Annotated in this window: 13 protein-coding genes; 9 read left to right on the forward strand and 4 right to left on the reverse strand. The window is 73.8% G+C overall.

Annotated features, from left to right (window positions below):
- Window positions 1-119 precede the first annotated feature (119 nt).
- Window positions 120-2,579, reverse strand: a complete 2,460-nt coding sequence (locus EVS81_RS11425; protein ID WP_130110500.1) for a DUF4073 domain-containing protein — start codon at window positions 2,577-2,579, stop codon at window positions 120-122.
- Window positions 2,580-2,906: 327 nt separating this feature from the next.
- Between EVS81_RS11425 and EVS81_RS11430 the strand changes: the two genes are divergently transcribed.
- The 7 genes from EVS81_RS11430 (at window position 2,907) to EVS81_RS11460 (ending at window position 16,575) form a co-directional block, all read left to right on the forward strand.
- Entirely contained in the window at window positions 2,907-4,043 is a 1,137-nt protein-coding gene (locus EVS81_RS11430) for a serine/threonine-protein kinase (protein WP_130110501.1), read from the forward strand.
- Window positions 4,040-10,135: an Ig-like domain-containing protein gene (locus EVS81_RS11435; RefSeq protein ID WP_240739825.1), complete on the forward strand. Its 6,096-nt coding sequence runs from the start codon at window positions 4,040-4,042 to the stop codon at window positions 10,133-10,135. Before EVS81_RS11430 ends, EVS81_RS11435 begins: the two co-directional genes overlap by 4 nt.
- Before the next feature lie 102 nt (window positions 10,136-10,237).
- Window positions 10,238-11,230 (forward strand): AAA family ATPase, encoded by a 993-nt coding sequence (locus EVS81_RS11440; protein WP_130110502.1) that lies wholly within the window; start codon window positions 10,238-10,240, stop codon window positions 11,228-11,230.
- Entirely contained in the window at window positions 11,227-12,591 is a 1,365-nt protein-coding gene (locus EVS81_RS11445) for a DUF58 domain-containing protein (RefSeq protein WP_130110503.1), read from the forward strand. Before EVS81_RS11440 ends, EVS81_RS11445 begins: the two co-directional genes overlap by 4 nt.
- A complete protein-coding gene (locus EVS81_RS11450) occupies window positions 12,588-15,056 on the forward strand; it encodes a transglutaminase domain-containing protein (RefSeq protein WP_130110504.1) in 2,469 nt (822 codons plus the stop codon). Before EVS81_RS11445 ends, EVS81_RS11450 begins: the two co-directional genes overlap by 4 nt.
- A complete protein-coding gene (locus tag EVS81_RS11455; protein WP_240739826.1) occupies window positions 15,053-15,871 on the forward strand; it encodes a PP2C family protein-serine/threonine phosphatase in 819 nt (272 codons plus the stop codon). Before EVS81_RS11450 ends, EVS81_RS11455 begins: the two co-directional genes overlap by 4 nt.
- The gene (locus tag EVS81_RS11460; RefSeq protein ID WP_130110505.1) at window positions 15,868-16,575 is read left to right on the forward strand and encodes a hypothetical protein; all 708 of its coding nucleotides are present in this window, start codon (window positions 15,868-15,870) and stop codon (window positions 16,573-16,575) included. The genes EVS81_RS11455 and EVS81_RS11460 overlap by 4 nt, the downstream gene beginning before the upstream one ends.
- A gap of 179 nt (window positions 16,576-16,754) precedes the next feature.
- Here EVS81_RS11460 and EVS81_RS11465 read toward each other — a convergent pair whose 3' ends face one another.
- The 3 genes from EVS81_RS11465 to EVS81_RS11475 are packed head-to-tail and all read right to left on the reverse strand — an operon-like array spanning window position 16,755 to window position 20,646.
- Complete coding sequence (locus EVS81_RS11465; protein ID WP_130110506.1) at window positions 16,755-17,987, reverse strand: S8 family serine peptidase; 1,233 nt, start codon at window positions 17,985-17,987, stop codon at window positions 16,755-16,757.
- A complete protein-coding gene (gene eccB / locus EVS81_RS11470; protein WP_165384254.1) occupies window positions 17,984-19,306 on the reverse strand; it encodes a type VII secretion protein EccB in 1,323 nt (440 codons plus the stop codon). Before eccB ends, EVS81_RS11465 begins: the two co-directional genes overlap by 4 nt.
- Before the next feature lie 2 nt (window positions 19,307-19,308).
- On the reverse strand, window positions 19,309-20,646 hold the full coding sequence (locus tag EVS81_RS11475; RefSeq protein ID WP_130110508.1) for an EsaB/YukD family protein: 1,338 nt from the start codon (window positions 20,644-20,646) through the stop codon (window positions 19,309-19,311).
- Window positions 20,647-20,771: 125 nt separating this feature from the next.
- Between EVS81_RS11475 and EVS81_RS11480 the strand changes: the two genes are divergently transcribed.
- Window positions 20,772-22,115, forward strand: a complete 1,344-nt coding sequence (locus tag EVS81_RS11480) for a hypothetical protein (RefSeq protein ID WP_130110509.1) — start codon at window positions 20,772-20,774, stop codon at window positions 22,113-22,115.
- Window positions 22,112-23,296: an FHA domain-containing protein gene (locus EVS81_RS11485; protein WP_130110510.1), complete on the forward strand. Its 1,185-nt coding sequence runs from the start codon at window positions 22,112-22,114 to the stop codon at window positions 23,294-23,296. Before EVS81_RS11480 ends, EVS81_RS11485 begins: the two co-directional genes overlap by 4 nt.
- Window positions 23,297-23,500 lie beyond the last annotated feature (204 nt).

A 23,500-nucleotide genomic window follows, 5' to 3' on the forward strand; every position in this document is an offset into this window, starting at 1 on the left:
ATGCGAACGCCCCGTGTTCGGGCCGGTCGGACCGGCCTGAACACGGGGCGAGGGGTGCGAGTGCGTCGCGGCGGGCGACCACTCCGGGGTCGCCCGCCGCGACCCCGGAGTGTGCCGCGCTACTCGGCGATCGAGCCGGTATCGGCCGCGCGACCGCGGCGACCGCGTCGGGTGAGCACGAGCGCGGCGCCCGCCGACAGCAGCGCGAGCGCTCCGGCCCAGAGCCCGGCCGCCCCGGCCGAGCCGGTCCGTTCGAGCTCCGCCGCAGCGGCGTCCCCGGCGCGCGATGCGTCGCCCGCGCCCGGTGCCGTCGTGCCGGTCCCCGGCCCGTCGGTCCCGGCGCCCGGTCCCGGATCCGTCGACGCGGGGACGAGCCCGGCGACGGCGGCGACGATGGCGTCTGCCATCGCGGTGACCTCGGCCTGCCGGTCGGCGGTGAGGTCGCGCTCCACCGCGTCCACGGCGGCGCGCACCGCGGCGGCCGACTCCGGCGTGTAGGCCCCGAGCTCCGCCGGCACGGTGCCGAGCGCCGCGTCCACGGCAGAGTAGTCCGCGTCGCGCTCGCTGTCCGGAGCGAGCTCCGCGGCGAAGCCGACGAGCGGATTCGGGATCGTGACCTGGCGCAGTTGCGTGTCGGCGGCGAAGTCGTGCGCGGTGATCACGATGCGATCCCCGTACGAGTCGAGGGTGAGCCCGCGATTGACGTCCCGCGTGGTCACCTCGGTCGCGCCCGCGGTGTTCTCGCCCCGGGCGTCCCATTCGATGTGCATCGCGAGCGTGTTCACGGCCCAGAATCCATCGGGGTGACCGTCCGCCGTGCGGCGCTGCATCGCCCAGTCCCCGAGCTCGGCGGGGTAGTGGGTGTGCCCGCTCAGCACGACCGCGTTGGGGTAGTTCCCGAGGATGCTCGTGAGACGCTGATTGTGCTGGTGATGGGAGCTGTACCACGGCAGCCACGAGGCCGAGACGGTGTTCCCGAGGGGGAAGTGGGTCATCACGACGACCTGAGATCCCTGTGCCGTCCAGTGCGCGAGCCGCTCTTCGAGGAACTCGACCTGCGCGTCGGTCATGGGCACGTCCGAGGGGCTCGCCATCTCCTGACCGAGCACGATCACGGGAAGATCACCCGCGGGGCCCTCGAGCACGTACTCGTCCCACGCGCGATCCCGGTCGGCGAAGCTCAGGAACCGCTGGAAGTTGGCGTCGAAGCCGCCGCTCGCGTACCGCTCGTGGTTGCCCATCCCGGCCACGGTCTTCGGCGGGCGGATGTCTGCAGAGGCGTCCATCACGTCGATGACCTCCTGCCACTCGCCGACCGTGCCGGACGCCACGATGTCGCCCACCATCAGCAGGCCCTCGGCGTCGGGGGAGAGCCGGGCGAAGTCCTCGATCCCGTGGGCGAGGTCTCCGGGGTGGCCCTGGATGTCCGACACCACCCAGGCCTGCGTCGGCTCCGCGTCGGTCGCCGCCTGCGCCTGGTGCACCGCGACGGAGTCGATGCCCCAGTACTGCGCTCCGTCGCCACCCGTGAACTCCCACGAGAACACCACGGACTTCGCTCGTGCCGGGGTGTCGATGGTGACGTCCTGGGCCGCATTCAGCTGCATGCCGTCGTAGTCGTCGGTCACGCTCGTCGAGTCGAGCCGCAGCACCTCGATCGGGGCCGCTCCGTCGAAGCTCGCCAGTACCACGCCGCTCTGGCCGGCAGCCCCGCGGTAGTGGCTGTCGAAGGTGAGGCGCACGGCATCGAGCTGCGAGACGTCGACCGGCGCGCTGGTGAGTGCGGCGGCGAACGGCGCGTCGCCGAACTGGGCGGCGTCGGCCACGAGGAATCCGCGGTCGGTGCGCCCGAAGCGGTCGCGCATCCGGTCCGTCGTCGCCGACCAGTCGGCGCGCGTCGTGGGCTGCCAGCCGGCGTAGCGGTCGGCTCCCGAGCCCGACGCCTCGAAGGTCGTGGACCAGCCCTCGGGGAGCGAGCCGTCCGCGAAGCCGGCACGCAGCAGGACACCGTCCGTGGAGAGGTCCGTCGCGACCGGGTCGATGTCGACCGGCGCATTCGGGTCGCCCGGCTCGAGCGGCTCCGGCGCATTCGGATCGGCCGTCACCGTGAGCGTCAGGCGATCGGCGAGCGGGGTGTACCCGCCCTCGGCGAGGTACCACACATCGTACGTGCCGGGTTCGAGATCGAGGGTGAACGCCGCCTCGCCGCTCGCATCCGGCGTGTACTGCCAGATCACCGAGGGGGAATCCCCCGGGGTCACGTTCTCGCGGTAGATGCCGATCCAGTTCTGAGCGTCCGGCTGATCGGTCGCGTAGGCCACCGTCAACGGCCCGCCCGCGATGGCGCTGTCGGCGGAGAGCGTGATCGCGGATCCCGCTGCGGCGGCGGAACCCGCTTCGGGCGTCGCGGCCGGCGCAGACGCGTCGGGCTCGGTCACCGCCGGGGCGGTCGCGGGCGGGTCCGTCTCCGGTGCGGTGGCTGACGCCGCCGAGACCGGAGGCAGCACGAGCGCAGCGGAGAGCAGCGCACCGGCGACGGCGCAGTGCCGGCGCGAGAACGCGGACGAGGACGTGGTCATGGGAGTTCCTTTCTGCGGGGCCCGCGGAACCGGGCCAGACAGCAGCGTTCCGGGCGCAGGCGAACGCCCGCTGGAACGCAGGTAAACGCTCGGTGTCGCGCGGCTCGGAATCGGGTCCCGCGCCCGAACAGCTGTGCAAACCTGTCCAGGCCCCGCGGCTCGCCACGCCCGAGGCGGCAGGCCCGGATCGTCACGTCCCTGGGGCGGCTGGGCTGAGGGGGGGACGTCCTGTGGAGAAGTGCCGCCTCCCGCCTCGCCGGTCTAGGATAATTGGGTGATGGCCCCAGTATCTGATCGCCGCGACGCAGGCCGCCCTGGACGGCCGGCATGAGTTCGCGCGCTGCGACCGGTGCCCCGGCGATCCCGGGATTCAGCTATGTCCGTCCGCTGGGTTCGGGTGGATTCGCGCAGGTCTTCCTCTACGAGCAGGACATGCCGCGGCGGATGGTCGCGATCAAGGTGCTCAACGGCGCGGTGATCGGCAAGGTCGACACCGACAAGCTGCGGGAGGTGTTCGAGAGCGAGGCCGACATCATGGCCCGGCTCAGCAGCCACCCGTCGGTGGTCTCGATCTACGAGGCGGGCATCTCACTCGAGGGGTACCCCTACCTGGCCATGGAGTTCTGCCCGGCATCGATGGGGTCGCTCACCAAGGGGCGGCCCGCGAAGCTGCGCGACGTGCTCGACGCCGGCGTGCGGATGGCCGGGGCGCTCGAGACGGCGCACCGGGCGGGGGTGCTGCACCGTGATATCAAACCGTCGAACGTGCTGCTCACGACGCTCGGGCGCCCCGCGCTCTCGGACTTCGGCATCGCGCAGGTGCTCGGGCGGCAGCGGGTCGAGGAAGAGCTCGCGATGTCGATCCCCTGGTCGGCGCCGGAGGTCATCGGCCTGCGCAGCAGCGGCAGCGTGGCGACCGAGGTGTGGTCGCTCGGGGCGACGCTGTACTCCTTCGCCGCAGGCCGCTCCCCGTTCGAGCTGCCCGATCGCGCGCAGAATTCCCGGACCAAGCTCGCGGAGCGCATCTCGAAGGCCGTCTATCAGGGCATCCCGGGGGCGCAGGGCTACGAGCACTTCGACGAGCTCGTCGCCCGGGCGCTGCGCAAGCAGCCGGGCGACCGCTTCGCGTCGATGCGCGAGTTCGGCGAGGCGCTGCAGGAGCTGCAGCGCGCCTACGGCTTCGACGTCACCCCGATCGAGGTGGTGGCCGAAGCCTGGCTGCCGCGTGCCGAGTCGGTGCAGACCGGATCGCGCGGGCCCGTGGTGAGCTCCGTTCCGCGGGCCACTCGCGCGCGGGCCAGAGCGGAGCTGCTCGCGCAGAAGCGCGGTACCGACGGCGACGGGCTGCTGCTCGACCGCCCGACCTCTCCGCTGCGCGCCGGCCTCATCGGCGCGGGTGCGGCGCTGGTGGGCGTGGCCGGCATCGGGGCGATCATCTGGACGCTCGCGGGGCGCGGCGGATGACGGGCCGGGCGCGCATGCTGCGTCGCGCGCAGTGGTGGGTCGCGGGCACGGTGATCTTCGCGCTGGTCGCGACGGTCGCGGTCATCTCGAACGGCTATGACGCGCGGGAGACCCCGCGCGAAGAACCGGGCGTCTGGGTGGCGCGCGAGGCGGGCCAGTACGCCCGGGTGAATACGGACACGGGCGAGCTCGACCTCGTGAGGAAGGTCTCCGACCCGAGCGAGGTGGTGCAGAGCGGCGCGCGCGGTGCGGTGCTCGCGGGTGGAAACGGGCGCGCGTGGGCGCTGGATCCCGCGGATCCCGTCGACCTCGGCGATGCCGAGCCCGCTGCTGCGGGCGCCGACGCGTCGGAGCAGGCCGCGGCGGGGAGCTCCTCGGAGACCGACGCGGTTGACTCCGCCGGCGCTGATCCTGCGGCGGACACGGCCGCGGGCGGCCCCGCAGAGGTGCGCCTGCCCGAGGGCACGCGCGAGGTGCTGAGCGCGGGCCGGTTCGTGGCGCTGCGCACCGAGGCCGGGGAGGTGTACGCCGGCGACCTCGCCCCGGAGTCGGGGTCGGGGCCGGTTCGATCCTTCGATCTCGGGGACGCGTCGACCGAGGATCTCGAGGCGCGGCTCGCGTCGCTCGTGCGCATCGACCCGAGCGGAGGCGAGGCCGAGCGCGGCGACGCTGACGAATCCGGCGCAGACGCGCAGGCGGCGGACGCGCGCGCCGCGGCCATCGCGCTCACCGAGACCGGCGTGCTCGCGGTGCTCACGGAGGGCGACGGCGTCCTGAGCCGATACGACCTCGACAGCCGCAGCGCACTCGGAGAGACCCGGGTGCCGCAGGAGGCCCGGGCGGCCGGATCGCCGCAGCTGTCCATCGTGGGCGACGACTGGGTGCTGCTCGACGGGGAGAGCGGGGAGCTCTGGCGCGAGGGGGGCGCGCGGGTGGCGCTCGACCTGCAGGGCGAGCCCCGACTGCAGGCCGGCGACTCGGGCCGCGGCGCCGGGGGCGCGCCGCGCGCGGACCGCGACGTGCTGATCGCCGATGCCGCGGGTCTCGTGCGGGTCGCGCAGGACGGCGGGCAGACCCGAGCCGTCGAGGCGAACGGTGTTCCGGCGCAGCCCGTCACGGTCGACGGCGAGCGGTACGCGGCCTGGCTCGGGCAGAACGCGGGGGTGCTCTGGAGCGACTCCGGCGGCGAGCGTGCGCTGCGCCTCGACGAGGCCGTGCAAGACGCGGGGGAGTTGCGCCCGGTATTCCGATCGAACGGCTCGCGGGCGGTGCTCAACGAGATGCGCACAGGAATGCTGTGGACGCTCCCCGACGGCGCGCTGATCCCGCTCTCGCAGTGGAGCCTCTCCGACCCTCCGCAGGAGGATCGCGGGGTCGTCGTGGTCGAAGAGGTCGCCGAGCAGGTGGCGCCCACCGCCGTCGACGATGCGTTCGGAGTGCGGCGGGGCGAGAGCGCGCCGGTGCCAGTGCTGCTCAACGACTTCGATGCCAACAAACGGGATGTGCTGACGATCGTGCCGGAATCGCTCGGCGACCATCCGCTGCCCGAGTCCTTCGGCACCCTGCAGCTCATGCCGGACGGGCAGTCGTTCACGGTGCACCCCGCGGCCGATGCGAGCGGAACGGCGACGTTCGGATACCGGGTCACCGACGGCGCGCTCCAGTCCGAGACGGCGACCGTGACGCTCACCGTGGTGGGAGACGAGACGAATACCGCCCCGGCGTGGTGCCCGGTGGAGGGGTGCCAGCGCGAGTGGCGGGTCCCGGGCATCGCACCGGGCGGCACCCTGGTCTACCCGGTGCTCGAGGGCTGGGTCGATCCCGAGGGCGACGTCATGATGCTCGCGGGCGCCGAACCGGTGCGCACCGATGATCCGGTGCGCGCGATCGTCACGGCCGACGGCCGTCTCGCGGTGCGGCACACCGATCCGAACGCCGGCGCATCCGACGTGTCCCTGCGCCTCTCGGTGCGCGACGGGCGCGGAGCCGAGGCGCAGCGCGAGCTGACGATCGCGGTCGATCCAGGTGCGACACCGGAGTTCACGCCGATGGCGACCACAGTGAAGACGGGCGCCGCCGCGACGATCGAGCCGCTGGAGCGGGTGTCTGGCGGATCCGGTTCGTACGCCCTGCTCGACGCCGTCGACCCGAGCGGTGCGCTGCGGGTCAGCACGAGGACCGCGACCGGAGCCGTCGAGATCGAGGCCGCCGAGGCGGGCTCCGCCACGGTGACGGTCACGATCCGCGACACCGTGACGTCGGCGGAGACCACGGGGCAGCTGCGCGTGACGGCGACCCCGGCCGGACCGTCGCTCGCGCTACCCGCGCTGCGGGCGTTCGTGCGGCCGCTCGCCGACTCGACCGTCGATATCCTCGACGCGATTCCCGGCGCGTCATCGCGCGCGCTGTCGGTCGAGAGCGCGGTGGTGCTCGACGGCGAGCTGCGCGCCGACGTCATCGAGCACGCGCAGGTGCGCGTCGCGGGCGGCACCCCGGATGGAACCGCCGGCCGGATCGGTGCGGTCGACGTCACGGTGGCCGAGGGAGACGCGCGTGCGCGCGGGCGGCTCACCGTATTCCAGGTCCCCGAAACCGGCTCCACCGGGGCGATCGCCGTCGCCGACACCGCCGTGGTGCGCGCGGGCTCGGTGGTCGACATCCGCGTGCTCGACAACGACGTGGCGGCCCCCGGGGAGCGCCTCGTGCTGCATCCCGACATCGTCGGCTCGGGCGCCGCGGGCGAGCTCGCCTTCGCCTCCGGGCGGGTGCTGCGGTACCTCGCGCCGGAGGAGCCCGGCACGTACCGGCTCAGCTACACCGCGTTCGGTGCCAGCGACCCGGCTGCGGGCGACCTGGGCTCGGTGATCGTGACGGTGCTCCCCGCGGGATCGAACCGCGACCCGCAGCCCGAGACGCTCACGGTGCGCGTGAGCCCGGGCCAGACCTCCTCTGCAATCGCGCCGCTCTCCGGTGTCGATCCCGACGGCGATCGCGTGCGTCTCGTGAGCGTCGACGAGGATGCGGGCGGCGGGGTCTCCGCCACCCTCGACGAGACGGGAACCGGCTTCCGGGTGAGCGCGGCGGGCGACGTCGCGACGGGAGAGACCCGTCTGTCCTACGCCGTGCGCGATTCGGAGGGCGCCACCGGCATCGGCACGCTGCGGGTGATCGTGGTGCCGGGATCCGACGCCGGCGCGATCATCGCCTCCACCGACTACGTGCGCCTGACACCGGAGAGCGAACCGGCGGTCGTGCGCCCGCTCGACAACGACATCGATCAGTCCGGGGGCAGGCTGACGATCGAGTCAGTCGTGCCGAACGTTGCCGGCGGCGCGAGCGGCGGCGAGGCGGCGCGCCTCGCTGCGCGGATCGATCTCTCCGAGATCGCGCAGGGACGCGTGACGGTGCGCCCGGGGGTGGATCTCGGCACCGTGTCGTATCGCTACACGATCCGCTCGGAGACGACCCGCAGCACGGCCGACGGGCTCATCGTGGTGCAGACGTCCGAGCGCGTCGGTGCGCAGGCGCCGTCGATCTCCGACACCGTGCTCAACGTGCGGGATCGCGCCGAGCTCGCGGCGGGCGGGGTCGACGTCGTGACCGACAAGGTGCGGTGGGCCACCGGCGACGTCTCCACGCTGCAGCTCTCGCTCTGGACGGGCTCGGGCGACGACTACCGCGTCTCGGGATCGCGGATCTCGGGCGAGTACCGACCCGCCGGAGACACGGTCGTGTTCCGGCTCACGGGGGTCGACGCCTCGGGCGATCGCGTCTCGTCGTACGGGCTGTTGATCATCCCTCCGCTCGACGAACTGCGGCTCACGCTGCGACCGGGGGCGCCGCCCATCACGGTCGACGAGAATGCGCAGGAGGAAGTCGCCGTCGGCGATCTCGTCGACGCCGGAGCTGGGGACCGGGTGGAGCTGCGGCGGGGCGACTTCGCCGTCGGACGCCCGCAGGCCGCGTGCGAGGCGATCTCGGCGGATCGACTGCGCTACACCGCCGGGCGCGAGGCGCCGTGGAGCGACACCTGCCTCATGCAGGTCCGTCTCGTCGGCCAGCGGGCCTGGACCACGCTGCCGGTGGCCGTCGTCATCGTGCCCAGAGAACCGTCCGTGCAGGCCTCCCCGCTGACCCGCACCGTCGATCCCGGGGCGCGCGCGGAGATCGCGCTCGCCGACATGGTGGCCTGGCAGGGCGGCCGGGAGGGCGAGCTGTCGCGCCTGCGGTTCGAGGTCTCGGGCGCCACGTCGCTCTTCACGGTCGTGCGCAACGGCGCGACCCTCGAGGTCGAGGCCCGAGCCGACGCGGTGCCGGGCAGCCAGGAGGCGCTCTCGGTGTCGATCACCGGTGCCGGGGAGTCCCGCGCGCCGCTCACGCTGCGCGTGGGCCAGGCGCCCAGGGACCTGCCGCGGGGCGGCACGGTCGCGCTCCAGTGCACGGTCGGCGGCGCTTGCGAGACGCAGCTCGTCGGCGTCGCGGGAGAACACGATCCGTTCGCGGGAAAGAGCGGGGGAGGGCTCCGCCTCGCCGCGGTGAACGGCGCCGGCTGCGCCTACGGCGACTTCACCCGGGTCGGGGAGTCCGGCGTGTCGGTCTCCTGGCCCGGCGGGCCGGAGGTGGGCGGCACGTGCCGGGTGGGCTTCACGGTGATCGACGCGCAGGGACGCACCGGCGACGGCACCATCGAGTTCGACGCGCAGGGCATCCCGAGCCGCCCGAGCATCCAGCAGACCGGCTACACGAGCGACAGTGCGAGCTTCACGGTGACCCTCGGCGGCCGTCAGGCGCACCCCGAGGTGTCGGGCGTCTCGCTCGCAGGCGGCGGTTCGACGAGCTGCACGGCCGCGGGCGCGGCGGTCTTCCAGTGCGTGGCCTCCGGACTCGCCAACGGCGAGAAGCACCAGTTCACCGCTCAGGCGGTCAACTCCGTGGGATCGTCGGCGGCGTCGACCGCGGTGACGGCGTGGGCGTACGAGGCACCGGAAGCGCCGACAGTGACGGTTGTGCCACTCAAAGATGAGAGCAACACGGACAAGAAGACCGGCGGTGTGAGAGTGACCGTGACCGGATCCGACGATACGAGTCAGTTCGCGATCGCCTATGGGAGCAATGATGGCGGAACGATCGACGGACCGAGTGGCTCGAGAGAGTATCGCGGGGTTCCCGTGGGCAGTGTCACATTCACCGCGACTCCAACGACGCGGTTCGAGGTGCCGGAGATCGGAGGCGGCAGTGCGACCGGTGCATCTGGCAGCGGGACCGCTACCGTGATCGGAGCTCCGAAACTCTCGAACGTCGCTCTGGTCAGCACTGGCGAGTCCTCCGCTCGAGCCATCGCGAATTCGCCGCTGGCCCACGGTACCGAGAACGTGACGGTACGATACGGGATCGGACGCCCATTCGAGTCGCTCGACTGCTCGGACGCCTCCAATTCGACGGGCGATTTCACTGGAGTGAACGGCTGGTCTCGCCGTTACAAATCGGTTGCCTGTGCGACGAGCGACTACGGCAGAAGCGGCCCCGTCGTGTCGGATCCCGTGCGAATCGGGGATCCGCCGAAGGCGCCCCTCGGTGCCCGTCAGTACACGGTGGCGACCGTTCCGACCCAGGATGCGGGATTGACGACCGCCAGCTATCTTGAGAGCCCTCCTGCGCTGACGCCGAACGGAAGCGGAACCGTGCAGTACCGGCTGGGCAGCACGACATTCACCGATCCCGGCGAGTTCGTCTTGAACGGTGCTGAGATTCCAGCGGCGGCGGTTCGGCAGTGCGTTGACACCGGAGACCCGGACACGTGCTCTGAATGGGAGGGGCTGAGCCCGGCGACAGCTCCTACCCGGGTGAGTGCGAGTGTCGTCGCGGGAGCGTGCTACGACTCGGCCTCTGCGCCCGCAGACCTCAGGACGTTCTTCACTATTTCGGGTGCCGCCGCGGCTTCGGCCTCGATCGCGCTCGTGGCGCCGCCCGCGCCCGACGCGACGACCGTCCAGATGCGGATGACGTGGGGCGGCGATTTCTCTTCCTTGCAGCCCGCAGTCTTCACGGTGTGCAACACCCCGGCTCCGCCTCCCGACGCGAGCGAGCCCTGATGCGGCCGAGATTCGTCCACCCAGTGGCGGCGCTCCCGGGGCCTTGATCCGCCGCGCCTCACACCGACCCGTCCTCCCCTCCACTCGCCGAAGGAACTGCGCATGAACGCTCCCGACCAGACCGCCACTCAGGCCATCACCCCGGAACAGGCGCAGTGGGTCGCGCAGCTCTTCGCCACCACCGCAGACGCCGTCGAGCAGGCGATCCACGGCAAGCGCCGCGTGGTCGAGCTCGTCATCGCCTGCGCTCTGGCCGGGGGCCACGTGCTGCTCGAGGACGTGCCAGGCACGGGCAAGACCGCCCTGGCCAGAGCGCTGGGCCAGGTCGTCCAGGGTACCTCGTCCCGCATCCAGTTCACCCCGGACCTGCTGCCGGGAGACATCACCGGGATCACGGTCTTCGACCAGCGCGCGGGTGCGTTCGAGTTCCATCCCGGCCCGATTTTCGCCAACATCGTGCTGGCCGACGAGATCAACCGCGCCAGTCCGAAAACGCAATCGGCGCTGCTCGAGGTGATGGAGGAGGCGCGGGTGACGGTCGACGGCACGTCGCATGACGTGGGCAGCCCGTTCCTGGTCATCGCGACGCAGAACCCCGTCGAGCAGGCGGGCACCTACCGGCTTCCCGAGGCGCAGCTCGACCGCTTCATGGTCAAGACCTCGATCGGGTATCCCGATCAGGCGGCGATGGCCCGCATCCTCCAGGGTGACCGCTCGGCGCAGCATCCGCTCGCGCCGGTCGTCACCACGGGCATGGTGACCCAGGCGCAGGATCTCATCACCCGGGTGCACGTCAGCCCGCTCGTCGCCGACTACGCGGTGCGCCTGGTCGAGGCCACCCGCCGGGCGAGCGAGGTGCGCCTCGGAGCGAGCGTGCGCGGCGCCCTCGCGCTGGTGCGCCTCGCGTCGGCCTGGGCCGCCGCCAGCGGCAGGCACTACGTCACGCCCGACGACATCCGCGATCTCGCGATGCCCGTGCTCACCCACCGGTTGGTCCTGGAGCCCGAGGCCGAGTTCGACGGCGTCACCGCTGCGCAGGTGCTCGGCCAGGTGCTGCTCGACATCTCGGCGCCGCAGGAGAACGGAACCGCGTGAGACTCGACACCTCACGCGCTCCGGTCTCGGACACCGGGACCGGCACCCGGGGGAGCACGACCACCAGATTCGGCCGGACCCAGCAGGCACCTGGCACCATCGGGGCCGGGCGGCGGCGGGTGCGCCGCTGGTGGCGCAGAAACCGGCGCAAGATGCGCCGCACCTGGCGGCGCATCCGCGAGACGGTGACGCCGACGGGGTACTTCGTGGCAGGCATCGCCGCGCTCTCCGCCGTGCTCGGCGCGGTCTTCGGCTGGGTGGAGGCCTGGTTCGTCGCGGTCGTGTTCGCGGTGATGCTCCTCATCGGGCTCCCGTTCCTGCTCGGTTCGCGGGCCTATCTGGTGCGGATCGCGGTGGATCGGACGCGCGTGACCGCCGGTGGATCCGTGCACCTCACCGTCGAGATCGAGAATGCCGGCGCGCGGCCGGCCCTGCCGGCCACCGCGGAGCTGCCGATCGGCGAAGCGTTGCGCGAGATCGCGGTTCCGTTCATCGGGCCGCGCGGATCGGCCGACGTGCCGGTCGAGATCCCGACCGCGTCGCGCGGCGTGATCGAGGTGGGACCGATGACGCTCGCGCGGCGCGATCCCCTCGGTCTCGTGCGCCGCGAGATCACCTGGCGCGACCGCCACCTGATCCACGTGCACCCGCGCACCGCGCTCCTGCCGCGCGGAACGTCTGGTCTGGTGCGGGATCTCGAGGGGGCGTCGAGCCGGCGACTCACCGATTCCGACCTGTCGTTCCACGCGGTGCGCGACTACGCGCGCGGCGACGCGCTGCGGCACGTGCACTGGAAGTCGACCGCCAAGACCGGCAGCCTGATGGTGCGGCAGTACGAGGAGTCCCAGACGGCCCGTGCGGCGGTGCTCTTCGACGCGAGCCGGGCCGAGTACGCGAGCGACGAGGAGTTCGAACTGGGCGTGAGCGTCGCTGCATCGCTCGGGCTGCAGGCGGTGCGGGAGGGCCGCGAGCGCTTCATCGCCTCGCAGTGGGCGCCGGGGCGCATCCGACCGAGCGTCGACGGGCTCGAGGAGCTGCCGTCGCAGACGCCGACGCAGCTGCTCGACTCGTGGGCCGAGCTCGAAGCGGCAGAGGAGGCGCCGCCCATCGAGCGCCTCGCGAGAAATCTCGCCGAATCGCGGCGGCCGCTGTCGGTCGTGGCCGTGGTGACCGGGTCGGTGCCGACGCCGACACGGCTGCGGCGCGCGGGCGTGTCGTTCTCGGAGGACGTGCGCGTGATCGTGCTGCGCTGCGAGCTGCTCGCCGATCCCGAGGCTCGACTGGTCGATGCGGCCACCTTCTGCACGATCGGCGCCGTGGGTGATCTCCCGCAGTTGATGATGCGCGGAGGCCTCGGGTGACGGCGGCGCGGCGCGGAACCCGCGGCGCGCCTCGCGCCGACGCGGGGAGGTCGTGGGCGACGGCGGCACTGAGCGCGTTCGCGGCGGTGCTCGGCGTGCTCTCGGCGATGCCGATCTACCGCACACCGTGGGTGTGGGTGGTCGCGGGGGCAGGATGGCTTCTGGCGTTCGCGGTGGTCTGGCTGGGCCGACGATTCCGCTGGGGGCCGCTCACCCCGGCCGTTCTGCTGATCGGGTGCGCGATCGTCATCGTTCCGCTCGCCGTGCCGACCGCACTCGGAGCCGGGCCGGAAGCGCTGGTGCGCGGGTTGGGCGACGGGCTCGCCGCGGTGGCGCTGGGGTGGAAGCAGCTGCTCACCCTCGCGCTGCCGGTGGGCACGTACCAGACGGTGCTCGTGCCGCTGCTCGTCGTCGTCACGGGGTCGACCGCGCTCATCGCTTGGCTGGGCCTGAGCAGCGGTCGGGCGGCACCGTTCGCGGCGCTGCCCGCGCTGCTCCCCGTCGCCTTCGGCGTGGTGTTCGGCGCGTCGCAGGTGAGCGCTCCGCTCGTGGTGGGGCCGGTCTCGATCCCGGCGCCGAGGGAGATCGCGCTGTGGGCCGCCGCGTGCGCAGCCGGTGCGGTGTGGGTGGCCTGGACCTCGGGCGTCGAGCGCCGGGCCGCACTGCGACTGGGCCGCGCCGCGCAGCCTGAGCCACGGGCCGGAGGGCTGCGCCCGGGCGCAGCGACGCGCGGCCTCAGCGCGCTCGCGATCGTCGTGGTCGCGCTGCTCGTCGGGGGTGCGGTCGTACCGCTCGTGGACGACGGCCGGCGAGTGCCCCGCGACCGGGTCGATCCCGAACTCGTGGTGCGCGAGCAGACGAGCCCGCTCGCAGGATACCGGTCGGCGAAGCGGGACGACCGCTTCGGGCAGCCCATGTTCGCCGTCGAGGCGCGGGGCGCGATTCCGGAGCGGTTGCGCCTCGCGGTGCTCGACGCCTACGACGGCGTCGACTTCTTCGTATCGCCGGGCGCCGCGGGCCGCTTCACGCGCTTTCCGAGCGGCGAGGCGGTCCCGGATGAGACCGAGCTGCGCGTGCGCATCGCCGAGGGATACGACGGGATCTGGCTGCCGCTCGCACCACCGCTCGCCGCGCCGCCGCAGTTCAGCGGTTCGCGCGCCGGCGAACTCGCGGACGCGTTCTACGTGAATCGGGAGAGCTGGGCCGCGATCGCCGTACCCGAGGGGGCCGGCCTGCGCGACGGAGACGCCTTCGCGGCGCGGATGAGCGCCGCCGGCGCGCCGGAACTCGCCGGCCCGCCCGCGAGCGCCGACCCACTCATCGACCCCGATGCGCTGCCGCAGCTCATGCGCTGGCTCGACGCGCAGCAGCTGCCTCCCGGCGCGGCCGGCCTGCTCGAGGCGGTCGAGCGACTGCGCGAGCGCGGATACCTCAGCCACTCGCTCACCGACGGCGCCGGCGAGCGCGAGTGGCTCGACGCGGTCGCGGAGGAGTACGGCACGACGTTCGTTCCGAGCCCGGGCGGGCACTCGATCGCGCGGATCGAGCAGCTCTTCACCGAGCTGAACGAGCAGCAGGCCGCCGCCGGCGACGGAGCCGACGAGCGCGCGCTGGTCGCCGCGATCGGAGACGACGAGCAGTTCGCCGCGGCGGCGGCGCTGCTCGCGCGAGCCATGGGCTTCGACTCCCGGGTGGTGCTCGGCGTGCGCCTCGGCGACGGCGCGCGCGGCGTGCCCGGCGTGCCCGCATGCAGTGACGTCTGCACGGGCGAACACCTCGCGGCCTGGATCGAGGTGCGCGGCGACGAGGGCGGTTGGACGCCCATCGACGTGAGCCCGCAGCTCGAGCATCGGCCGACCGCGCTCGACCGGGGCGAGCAGCTGCCTGAGTTCCCGACGGTGCCCGAGGAGGTCGATGCGAGCGAGTCGGATCCGCCGAGGGGCACGGGGGGAGAGTCCGCCGACGAGGCCGAGGAGCCGGAGCGGGACGGCTTCGCCGAGCTCTGGCCGATCCTGCGGGCCATCGGCCTCTCGCTGCTCGCGCTCCTGCTGCTCGCGCTGCCGCTGCTGTTCCTGCCTGTGGCGAAGCGCATCCGGCGGGCGAGCCGGCGGCGCGCGGCAACGCCGGAGGAACGCGCCCTGGCCGCGTGGCAGGAGCTCGTGGACGGGTACGCCGACACCGGGGTCGAGCCGGTGCGGTCGCTCGGGCGCCGCGAGATCGCCGAACAGCTCGAAGTGCCGGGCGGCGACTGGATCGCGTGGACGGTCGACCGCGCCGTGTACGCCAGGGAGAGCATCTCCGAGGCCGACGCCGAGCGCGTACAGGAGCTCGTCGACGAGGCGCTGGCGGCGCGGCGGGCGGACATCGGATTCTGGGGGAGACTGGGAGCGGCGTACTCGGTGCGATCGCTCGCCCCGAGACCGCGCAGGAACCGGCGACGGTGGAGAGAGAGGAACGGCCGATGATGCGGTTGCAGAGCGAACCCGAACTCGGCAGCGCGATGCGCACGGACCCGGGACAGCGGCGCCCCGTCAACGAGGACTGGGGGATCGCCGAGTACCCGTGCTTCCTCGTGGCCGATGGGATGGGCGGGCACGACGCCGGCGATGAGGCGAGCCGCGCGGCGATCGAGGCCTTCATCGCGACCGTGCGCCAGGGCGAGCCGTCCTCGGTGCGCGAGGTGGCCCTCGCAATCGACGCCGCGCGGCGCGCGGTCGAGGAGATTGCCGCGGTGAGCGAGCGGGGCGCCGGGTGCACGCTGACCGGTGCGATCCTCGTCACACATGAGCGGCGGCCGCACTGGCTGGTGATCAACATCGGCGATTCCCGGGTCTACCTGCATCGCGGGGCCGCGCTGCAGCAGCTGACCACGGATCACTCGCTGCGCGAGGAGATGATCGCGAGCGGCGAGCAGGACGAGACCCGTCTCCCAGGGCGCAACGTGATCACGCGGGCGCTCGGATCGATCGACAGCACGGCGGACAGCTGGCTGCTGCCGGTCGAGGAGGGCTCGCGACTCCTCATCTGCTCGGACGGGCTGACCACGGAACTCGACGATGAGCAGCTGCGCGCCACGCTCACCATGGGAGGCGGTGCGGCGGCGGTGGTCGATGAGCTCGTCGCGCGGGCGAACGAGTCGGGGGGCCGCGACAACGTGACGGTCGTGGTGGTCGACGTGCTCGTGGGCGGTGAGAGCTGGCACCTCGGCGCCCCGTGGGGAGACGACGCCACCGACGATGCGACCCTGACCGCCACGCTGCCGCGGCGGGTGCTGCAGTGAGTCGCGACGACGATCCCGCCGAGGACACCGTGGTCGCGGGATCGGTCGAGGAGGCCGAGGAGGCCGACGCGTTCGACGCGTTGGACGCGACCGTGGTGGCCGATGCCGCCGATGCCGCCGACGCGGTCGTCGTGGCCGTCGAGGGCGACGCCGCCGATGCCGCCGACGCGGTCGTCGTGGCCGTCGAGGGCGACGCGGCCGACGAGGTCGACGCGACCGTGGTGGCCCCGTTCGGCACTGCGCCGGGCACTGCGCCGGGCGCTGCGCCCCGATCGCCCGAGCGGTCACGGGGCGCCACCGGAAACCCCGCACCGCCCGTTCCGGAGCCGGAGCGCGCCGGTCTGCCGCCCGCGCTCGCGGCGCGCATGTTCAAGTCGCCGCTCGATCCGCGCTACCGCGTGCCCGCGGCGCCCACGGGCGCGCCGGAGCACGCCCTGCCGCGGCGGGGAGTCTCGCCCGGGTTGCCGGTGGTCAGCGCGACACGGACCGAGCTGCGGCCGACGACGAGCGATGCGCCGCTCGAGCAGCGTGTGGGGCCCATCCCCGATTCCACGCCGCAGCCCCCCGCGGCCCCGCGCGACGGGCTGCGGTCGATCGCCCGCGCGGATCGGCGCTTCGGCGCGGTCGCGCTCGCCGGTTTCGCGGCCGCCGTGCTGTGCTCGGCGCTCGGGCTCTGGGGCGTCGCCGTGCTCGCCTTCGGCTAGCCTGCCCGGCGGGCCGAGCGAGCGTGTCTCGGGGAGGCGAAGCGCGATCTCGCCCCGATCCGGTGCCGGCGGGCGCAGAACCCCACTGAGATCCCGATTCTTGTCGCTGCTCCTCCTGGGGTGCGACAAGAATCGGGATCTCGGCCCCGTGAGCACTCCGCGCCATCGGGGTGGAGCGGTCAGCCGCGCTTCCGACGCGACCGCAGCACGGCGCCGAGCCCGCACAGCGCCACGAGGCCCGCGGCGACGACCGCGACCGCCGTGACGGGGGCGGAGTCTCCGTCGTCCGACGGCGTCGCGGTCACCCGGGTGCTCGGTGTCGACCGCGCGGCGTCGCTCGTGTCGGCGAAGGGGCTCAGCGGGCCGCGGGTGGTCGCGTCGGGGCGCAGGTCGAGGGCCGCTGCCGGGCGGATCGCGCCCCACCCCGTGAGGTCGTTGCGGGCATCGGGATCGGGCCGGTCCCCGGTGGCCTCGAGCCGGTAGGCCCAGCCCTCGGGGCCCTCATCGGGGTAGGCCTCGGCGAGCAGCGCGGCGGCACCGGCGGCGTAGGCGGTGGCGAAGCTGGAGGAGGGGGCATCGGCCGCGTAGACGCAGTCGCCGCCGCCCGTCGACGTGGTGAGCACGTTCTGCCCGGGCGCGGCGACGTCGACGTGGGGGCCGTGGATCGAGGCATCCGTCGCGATGCCGGCGGTGTCGACTGCGGTCACCGCGAGCGCCCCGGGGTACGCGGCCGGGTAGCGCGGGCTGTCCGAGGTGTTCTCGGTCGTGCTGCGGTTGCCGGCGCTCGCGACGACGAGCGCGCCCCGGGCAGTCGCCTCGGCCGTGGCCTCGCGCAGCGCCGGGGTGTCGACGTCGTCGCTCAGCGCGACCGTGATGACGCGCGCCCCCAGGTCGGTCGCGGTGCGGATCGCGGCGGCGATGCGCCCGGCATCCGGTCCGAAGCCGCGGCGCACGCTCTCCTCGTCGTCGCCGCGGAAGACGCGGAGAGAGATGATCCGCGCATCCGGCGCGATCCCCACCGCACCGGAGCCGCCGTCGGCCCTGGCTGCGATGATCCCGGCGAGCGCGGTGCCGTGGCCTTGCGGGTCGCCGAGCCCGTCGGCGCGTTCGCCGTCGTCGATCAACGACCTGCTGCCGGGCGCGAATGCGTCGATGAGCTGCGGTCGCGTGCCGTCGACGCCCGAATCGATGATGGCGACGGTGACGCCCGCTCCGGTCGCGCGCAGTCCGGGCTCGGGAATGCCCATCGCGGCGAAGGCGGTCGGCGGGCCCGGGATCTGCGCCATCACCCCCGGGGTGCACGCGTCGGCGGCGACGGCCGGCGCCGCCGACTGCGGCAACGCCACGACGCCCAGTGAGGCGATCAGCAGCGGTGCGACGAGGACCGGGATCGCGATCCGCCGCCGCTTCACACGCCCTCCGGGGTCGCCCCGGCGGCCTCTGCGGTGAGCGCCGGCCCCGCGGGCAGCAGCTGCAGCCAGGGAGCGGGCACCACCGCGACGTCCGACCCGGTGTAGCCGAGACGAGCGGTTCCCTCGCGCACGCCGCCGGGAACCGCGTAGGCGGTCCCGCTGCCGTCGACGAGCGTCAGCGTGCCGGCGGTGCCGCCGCGTACGAGTGCGCCCCCGTTCTCCGCAACAGCGATGCGCACGGCCCCCGCCGATGCGGAGGTCGGCCGTTCGCCGCCGGTCGCGGCGAGCACCGTGCGCTGATCGCCGCGCTCGCCCTCGAGCACGGCGCACGGGACCTCGAGCCCGCTCAGCGGCGCGAGCGGTCCCCTCGGCCAGTCCGATGCGCCCGCGGGATCCGTGGTCGGCAGCTCGGCGATCTCGGCCGGGCTGAGCTCGATCTCCTCGCCGAGGGCGCCCGATCCGCCGCCCAGCAGGTACAGGCGGTGCGCGAGCCCGCTCAGGGGTGCGAGGGCGCCGTCTGGCGTGAGTAGGTAGCGCTCGGCGTCGCCGCCGCCGACCGGTCGGATTACCGAGCCCGCCGGCAGCTCCAGCTCGGAGATCTCACCGCCGCCGACCGCCTCGATCGGCGCGAGATCGGCACCGCGCGCGAACAGCGCGAGCCACTCGCCGCGCACTGCGACGGGGGCGACGGCGTCGAGCCCGACCGCGCGCAGAACGGCGGTCCGGTGCTGCTCGGGAACGGCGTGGCTCCGCCCGTCGGCGATGACGAAGGTCTCGCCGTCCCGCTCGACGACGATGCCCCCGTCGGCGGGGGCGGCGGCCCGCGCCGCGCCGCCGAGCTGCACGTCTGTGGCGGCGCCGGCGGCGCACGCACGCCATGCCGCGCCGTCGAGGTCGTCCGCCCTCGGCAGCGTGTCCGGGGCCCCGAGGATCCCGATCGTGCCGCCGATCGGAACGCCGTCGAGCGCGCTCTGATCGACGCTGACCACCTCGAACTCCTCCGCGGGGATGAGCATGCGCGCGCTGACGGTGTTGATGACGGGGTGGAGCGTGCCGTCGACGCTCACGTAGCGCGCGCCGGTGTCGCGGGCCACGATGAGCCGGTTGTTCTCCCAGCCGCCGGGCAGCGCGGGCTGCATGAGCCCGATGAAGATCCCGGCCAGCAGCACCATGCCGGTCAGCGCGATTCCGGCGAACACGGCTCGCAGCGGCTTGGCCGGCTCGAGCTCTTTGCCCCCCGGCGCTCCGCCCATGAACGCCGAGAGCAGCCGGGCCCTGCTGAAGTTCTGCGCTTCGAGCAGGTCTTTCTTCGTGGCCACGACTATGCGATCCCTGCGGCGAGTGCACCGAGCGGCAGCAGCGCGGCGAGCAGCACGACCTCGACGGTGTCGCCGAGGGTGCTCAGTCGCATGCGCGCCCGGGCGCTCAGCAGCGTGAGTCCGGTGACGAGGCCCGTGGCGATGAGCAGCGCGGCGAGCAGCACCGGCGCCTGCTCGCGGTGCGCGAGGATCGCCGTGAGGCCGCTGACGCCGAGGATCGCGGTGCCGCCCGCGAGCAGCACCAGCACCGACGCGCGGCGCACCGACTGACGCGACTGGAACATGAGCACGGTGCCGCAGGTGATGGTCAGGGCGGTGCCGATCCAGCTCGACGCCGCGACCACCGGGGTCGCCGTGAGCACCGCGATCGCGCACGCGATGCGCAGGGCGACGAGGAGACGGTGCCCGGAGTCGACGCGAGCGGCCACCGCATCGGGGTCGATCGGCGGCGGCGGGTCGAACATCTCAGCCTCGGTCGAGGGCGAGACCACGCGGATCCGCGTGCTGCTGAGCGTGAGCCAGGGGAGCGCGCCCGCCAGCAGTCCGGCGCAGGCCACCATGACCGAGAACGGACCCTCGGGCGCCACTCCGGTGATCCCGACGACGCTCGCGGGCAGCGCGATCGCCACGCCGAGCGCGATCGGCAGCGCGAGCAGCTCGACCGGGCGCGCAGCGAGCAGCATGGCGGCGGCGCCGCCGATCGCCAGCCCGGCTCCCGCAGCGGCCAGTGTGAAGCCCCAGAGCGGCTGATCCCGCACGAGCAGCGCGCCGGTGAGGCCCGCGAATCCCGCAGCGGCGATCCCGAACGCGATCCCGGCCTCCCGCTGCCGGATGCGGCCGAGCGTCGCGGTGAGTGCGAGCAGCACCAGCAGGCCGGTGCCGGCGACGACGGCCGGTATGAATGAGTCGGCCGGCTGGAGTGCGAGCAGAATCGCGCTGAGCGCGACGAGCGTGAGGCTGACCGCGGTGGCGGTGCGCGCCGCGTCCTCCGGCCGCCAGGCCGCGTGATGGGCCGACGTGGCGTCGATGACGGCCTCGACGACGTCGTCGTAGCGTCGAGGGACGGCGATCAGCTGTCCGCGCGTCAGCGTCAGGATCTCCCCGTGCCCGATGCCCTGGGCGATCGCGCCGCGCGCAGGATCGAGCTCCGTGCCGTCGGCGCGGGTCAGACGGTAGCCGCCGTGCAGCAGTGTGGCGTCGAGCACGCCCAGCCCGCGGGCGACACCGGGGAGCACCTCGAGCAGCGGCAGACGGCCGGGCACGGCGAGGTCGATGCGGCGCTCGGCATGCACGACCGAGAGCCGCACGACCGCACTCTGGTCGGCTGCTTCTGGGCTCACGCATACCTCCTGGTGCGAGTGATGGGATCTCGGCCGGCTCCAGCAAGAATCCTAGTGCGCATTCCCCGCCGGCACCGCCGAAAGTGATTTTCGGAGCCGGAAACGGGCGACGCTACACTGTCAGCGTGAGTCAACCGTCGCCGCAGCTGCGCCGAATCGCGCTCGACGCGGGCGGTCGGCGCCACGACCTCGCGGTGCCGGCGGGCGATGCGCTCGCCGCGGCGCTCGCCGCGGTCGGCGTGCATCTCGGCGACGGGCAACGGGTGCTGGGGCCGGATGGGACCGTCGTCGATACCGGCACGCCGATGACTGAGCTGCGCGAGGGCGGCCTGTACGCCGTCGCGGGCGGTGCGGCGGCGGCGCCTCGGGGCGGCGGCGCGGGCGCGGGCGGGGCGGTGGCCGTGCTGCCCTGGGCGCTCGGCGGCCTCGCGCTCGTCTCGGGAATCCTGGCGCTCGGGGCTGACGGGTGGCGTTGGCCCGCAGCCGCGGTCCTCGGGCTTGCCGCCGTGGCGGCGCTCCTGGCCGCAGGCCGTGCCCGGCCCGGCCGCGTTGTCGTCGTCGCGGCGTTCGGGCTGGGAGGTCTGGCGGCAGCCCTCGCGACGACGGCGGGCGCCGGGGCCGGGGCCGATCCCGGGGCCGATCCCGGTCTCCTGCTCGCGGTCGCGGCGGTCGCCGTGACCGTGACCGCAGGGGTGCTCATGGTGGTCGCGGAAGACGACGCGCTGCGCGCGGCAGCGACGCCGATCGTGGTGATCTCGGCCCTGTTCTCTGTGCTGGCGCTCCTGAGTCCCGCGCTGCGCTGGACGCCGCCGCAGCTGCTCATCGCCGCCTCGGCCGCTGCGGTGATCGGGATCCGCGCAGCGCCGAGCCTGCTGGTGGGGGTCGACCCCGGCTACCACCTCGACTACGGCCGCTACATGGTGCTGCGCTGGACGGTGCGGGGCCGGGTGCCCGAGTTCATCGAGCGGGTCGACGAGGATCGGGTGCGGAGCATCGTCGCCGCCTCGGAGGCTCGGCTCCGGTCGGCGATCGTGCTGCTCTCGGTGATCGCGGCAGCGGGCCTGCCGTCTGCCGCGCAGCCGCTCGGCAGTGGGGATCCGGTCGCCGCGATCGCGGCGGCGGTGTACGTCGCGACCGCGGTGCTCGCCCTGCTGCTCACCTCGCGGCGCACGTCGTCGCCGGCGCTGCGGCTCCCTCCCCGGCTGGCCGTGCTGACGGGTCTGCTCGGGCTGGCGGCCCTGCTCGCACCGCGCACGCCCGCGCTCGCCGCCACAGTCGCGGCCGCCGCGCTCCTCCTGGCGGCCCTGGTCGCGGCCGGCATGATCGCGCCGCTCGCGCGCGGAGACCGATCGCTGGGCTGGTCGCGCGCGGGAGATATCGTGGACAGCATCGCGATCGCCGTGGTGCTGCCGGCCGGGCTCCTCGCGGCGGGCACCTTGCATCTACTCCGAGGAGTGCTCTCCGCATGACCCACTCGCCTCCGCCTCCGCCGCCGCTTCCGCGCGCGGTGCCCCGTCGCGGGCACGCGCACGCGCACGCGCCCGGGCCCGCGCCCGGGCCCGCACCCGCTCCGGAGAGGCACGGATCGTCCGCGTCGATCGGCGTGCACGAGCGGGGCGCATCGGGTCGCTCGCGCTCCGGCGCCGCCGGTGCGCGTTCGGCTCGGCTCACAGCGGCCCTCGCCCGGTCGCGCGCCTGGGCCCGCCCCGCGGGCACGGGCGCGCGCCTCGCCGCGTACACCATCGATGTCGTCGCGTGCGTCCTGGTCGCGGTGGCCGCGGGGCTGCTCACCCGCAGTGCGGTGATCGGCGTCCTCGTGCTGCTCGAGGCCGCCGTCATCCTGCTGATCCTTGAGGCGCGCACCGGCGCGACGCTCGGCAATCTGCTGCTGCGGCTGCGAACGGCGCGCGATGATGCTCCGTTCTCGCCCGGTGTCGCCCGCGGCGCGGTGCGCGGTCTGGTGCAGGGGCTCGGCAGCGCCGTCGCGCTCATCGGGGGATGGGCGGTGGTGGCCACGAGCGCCGCCGACCCGAGCCGCATGGGTCGCAGCTGGGCCGATCGTGCGGGGCGCACGCTCGTGGTGCGCGTGCCCACCGCGGCCGAGCGCGAGTCGTGGGATCGGGACGCGCGGGCCTGGGCGCAAGGGGCCCCGTCCCCCGCGTCGCCGGGACCCACCGGAGCGGTGCTCGGGGCTTCGATCCCGGCCGGCCCCGCCGCGCCGCTGCCGCCGGGGGTCGTCGCCGTCGACGCGCCGATCGCCGCCGCGCCACGGCCCCGCGAGGTCGGCGAGTTCCTCCTGCTGAGCTTCGACACCGGGCAGCGCGAGCGGCTGCGAATTCCCACGACGGCGCATCTCGGGCGCCAGCCCGCTCCCAGCGCTGAGGGGGAGCAGCTCGTGGCCGTCTACGATCCCGACAGCTCGGTCTCCAAGACCCACCTCCGGCTCGAGTACCGCGGAGGCAGCGTCTGGGTCACCGATCTCGGCTCCACCAACGGCTCCGTACTGGTCGACGACACGGGCGAGTCGACGTCGCTCGAGCGGGGCGCACGGATCCGCCTCGACGACGGCGCGAGCGTGCGGATGGGAGAGCGCGGCTTCACGGTCGCCGTCGTGACGGGGGAGATCGAGCGGGACGGCGACGTCGGGTAGCGCCGGATCGGCACCGCGACCGGCGCCGGATCGGCACCGCGACCGGCGCCGGATCGGCATTCGAACGGCCACGACGGTGAGCGCGATGATCGCGAACCCCGGCGGCGATCCGCGCGAGCGCGATTGCGGCACATCTCGGCGTGGATCTGCCGGCGGGTGGCGCGGCTCTCCTGCGTGCCGGGTGTTTTGTTGTCTGGTGTTGGT

This window comes from Leucobacter triazinivorans, from assembly GCF_004208635.1.
Lineage (GTDB): Bacteria > Actinomycetota > Actinomycetes > Actinomycetales > Microbacteriaceae > Leucobacter > Leucobacter triazinivorans.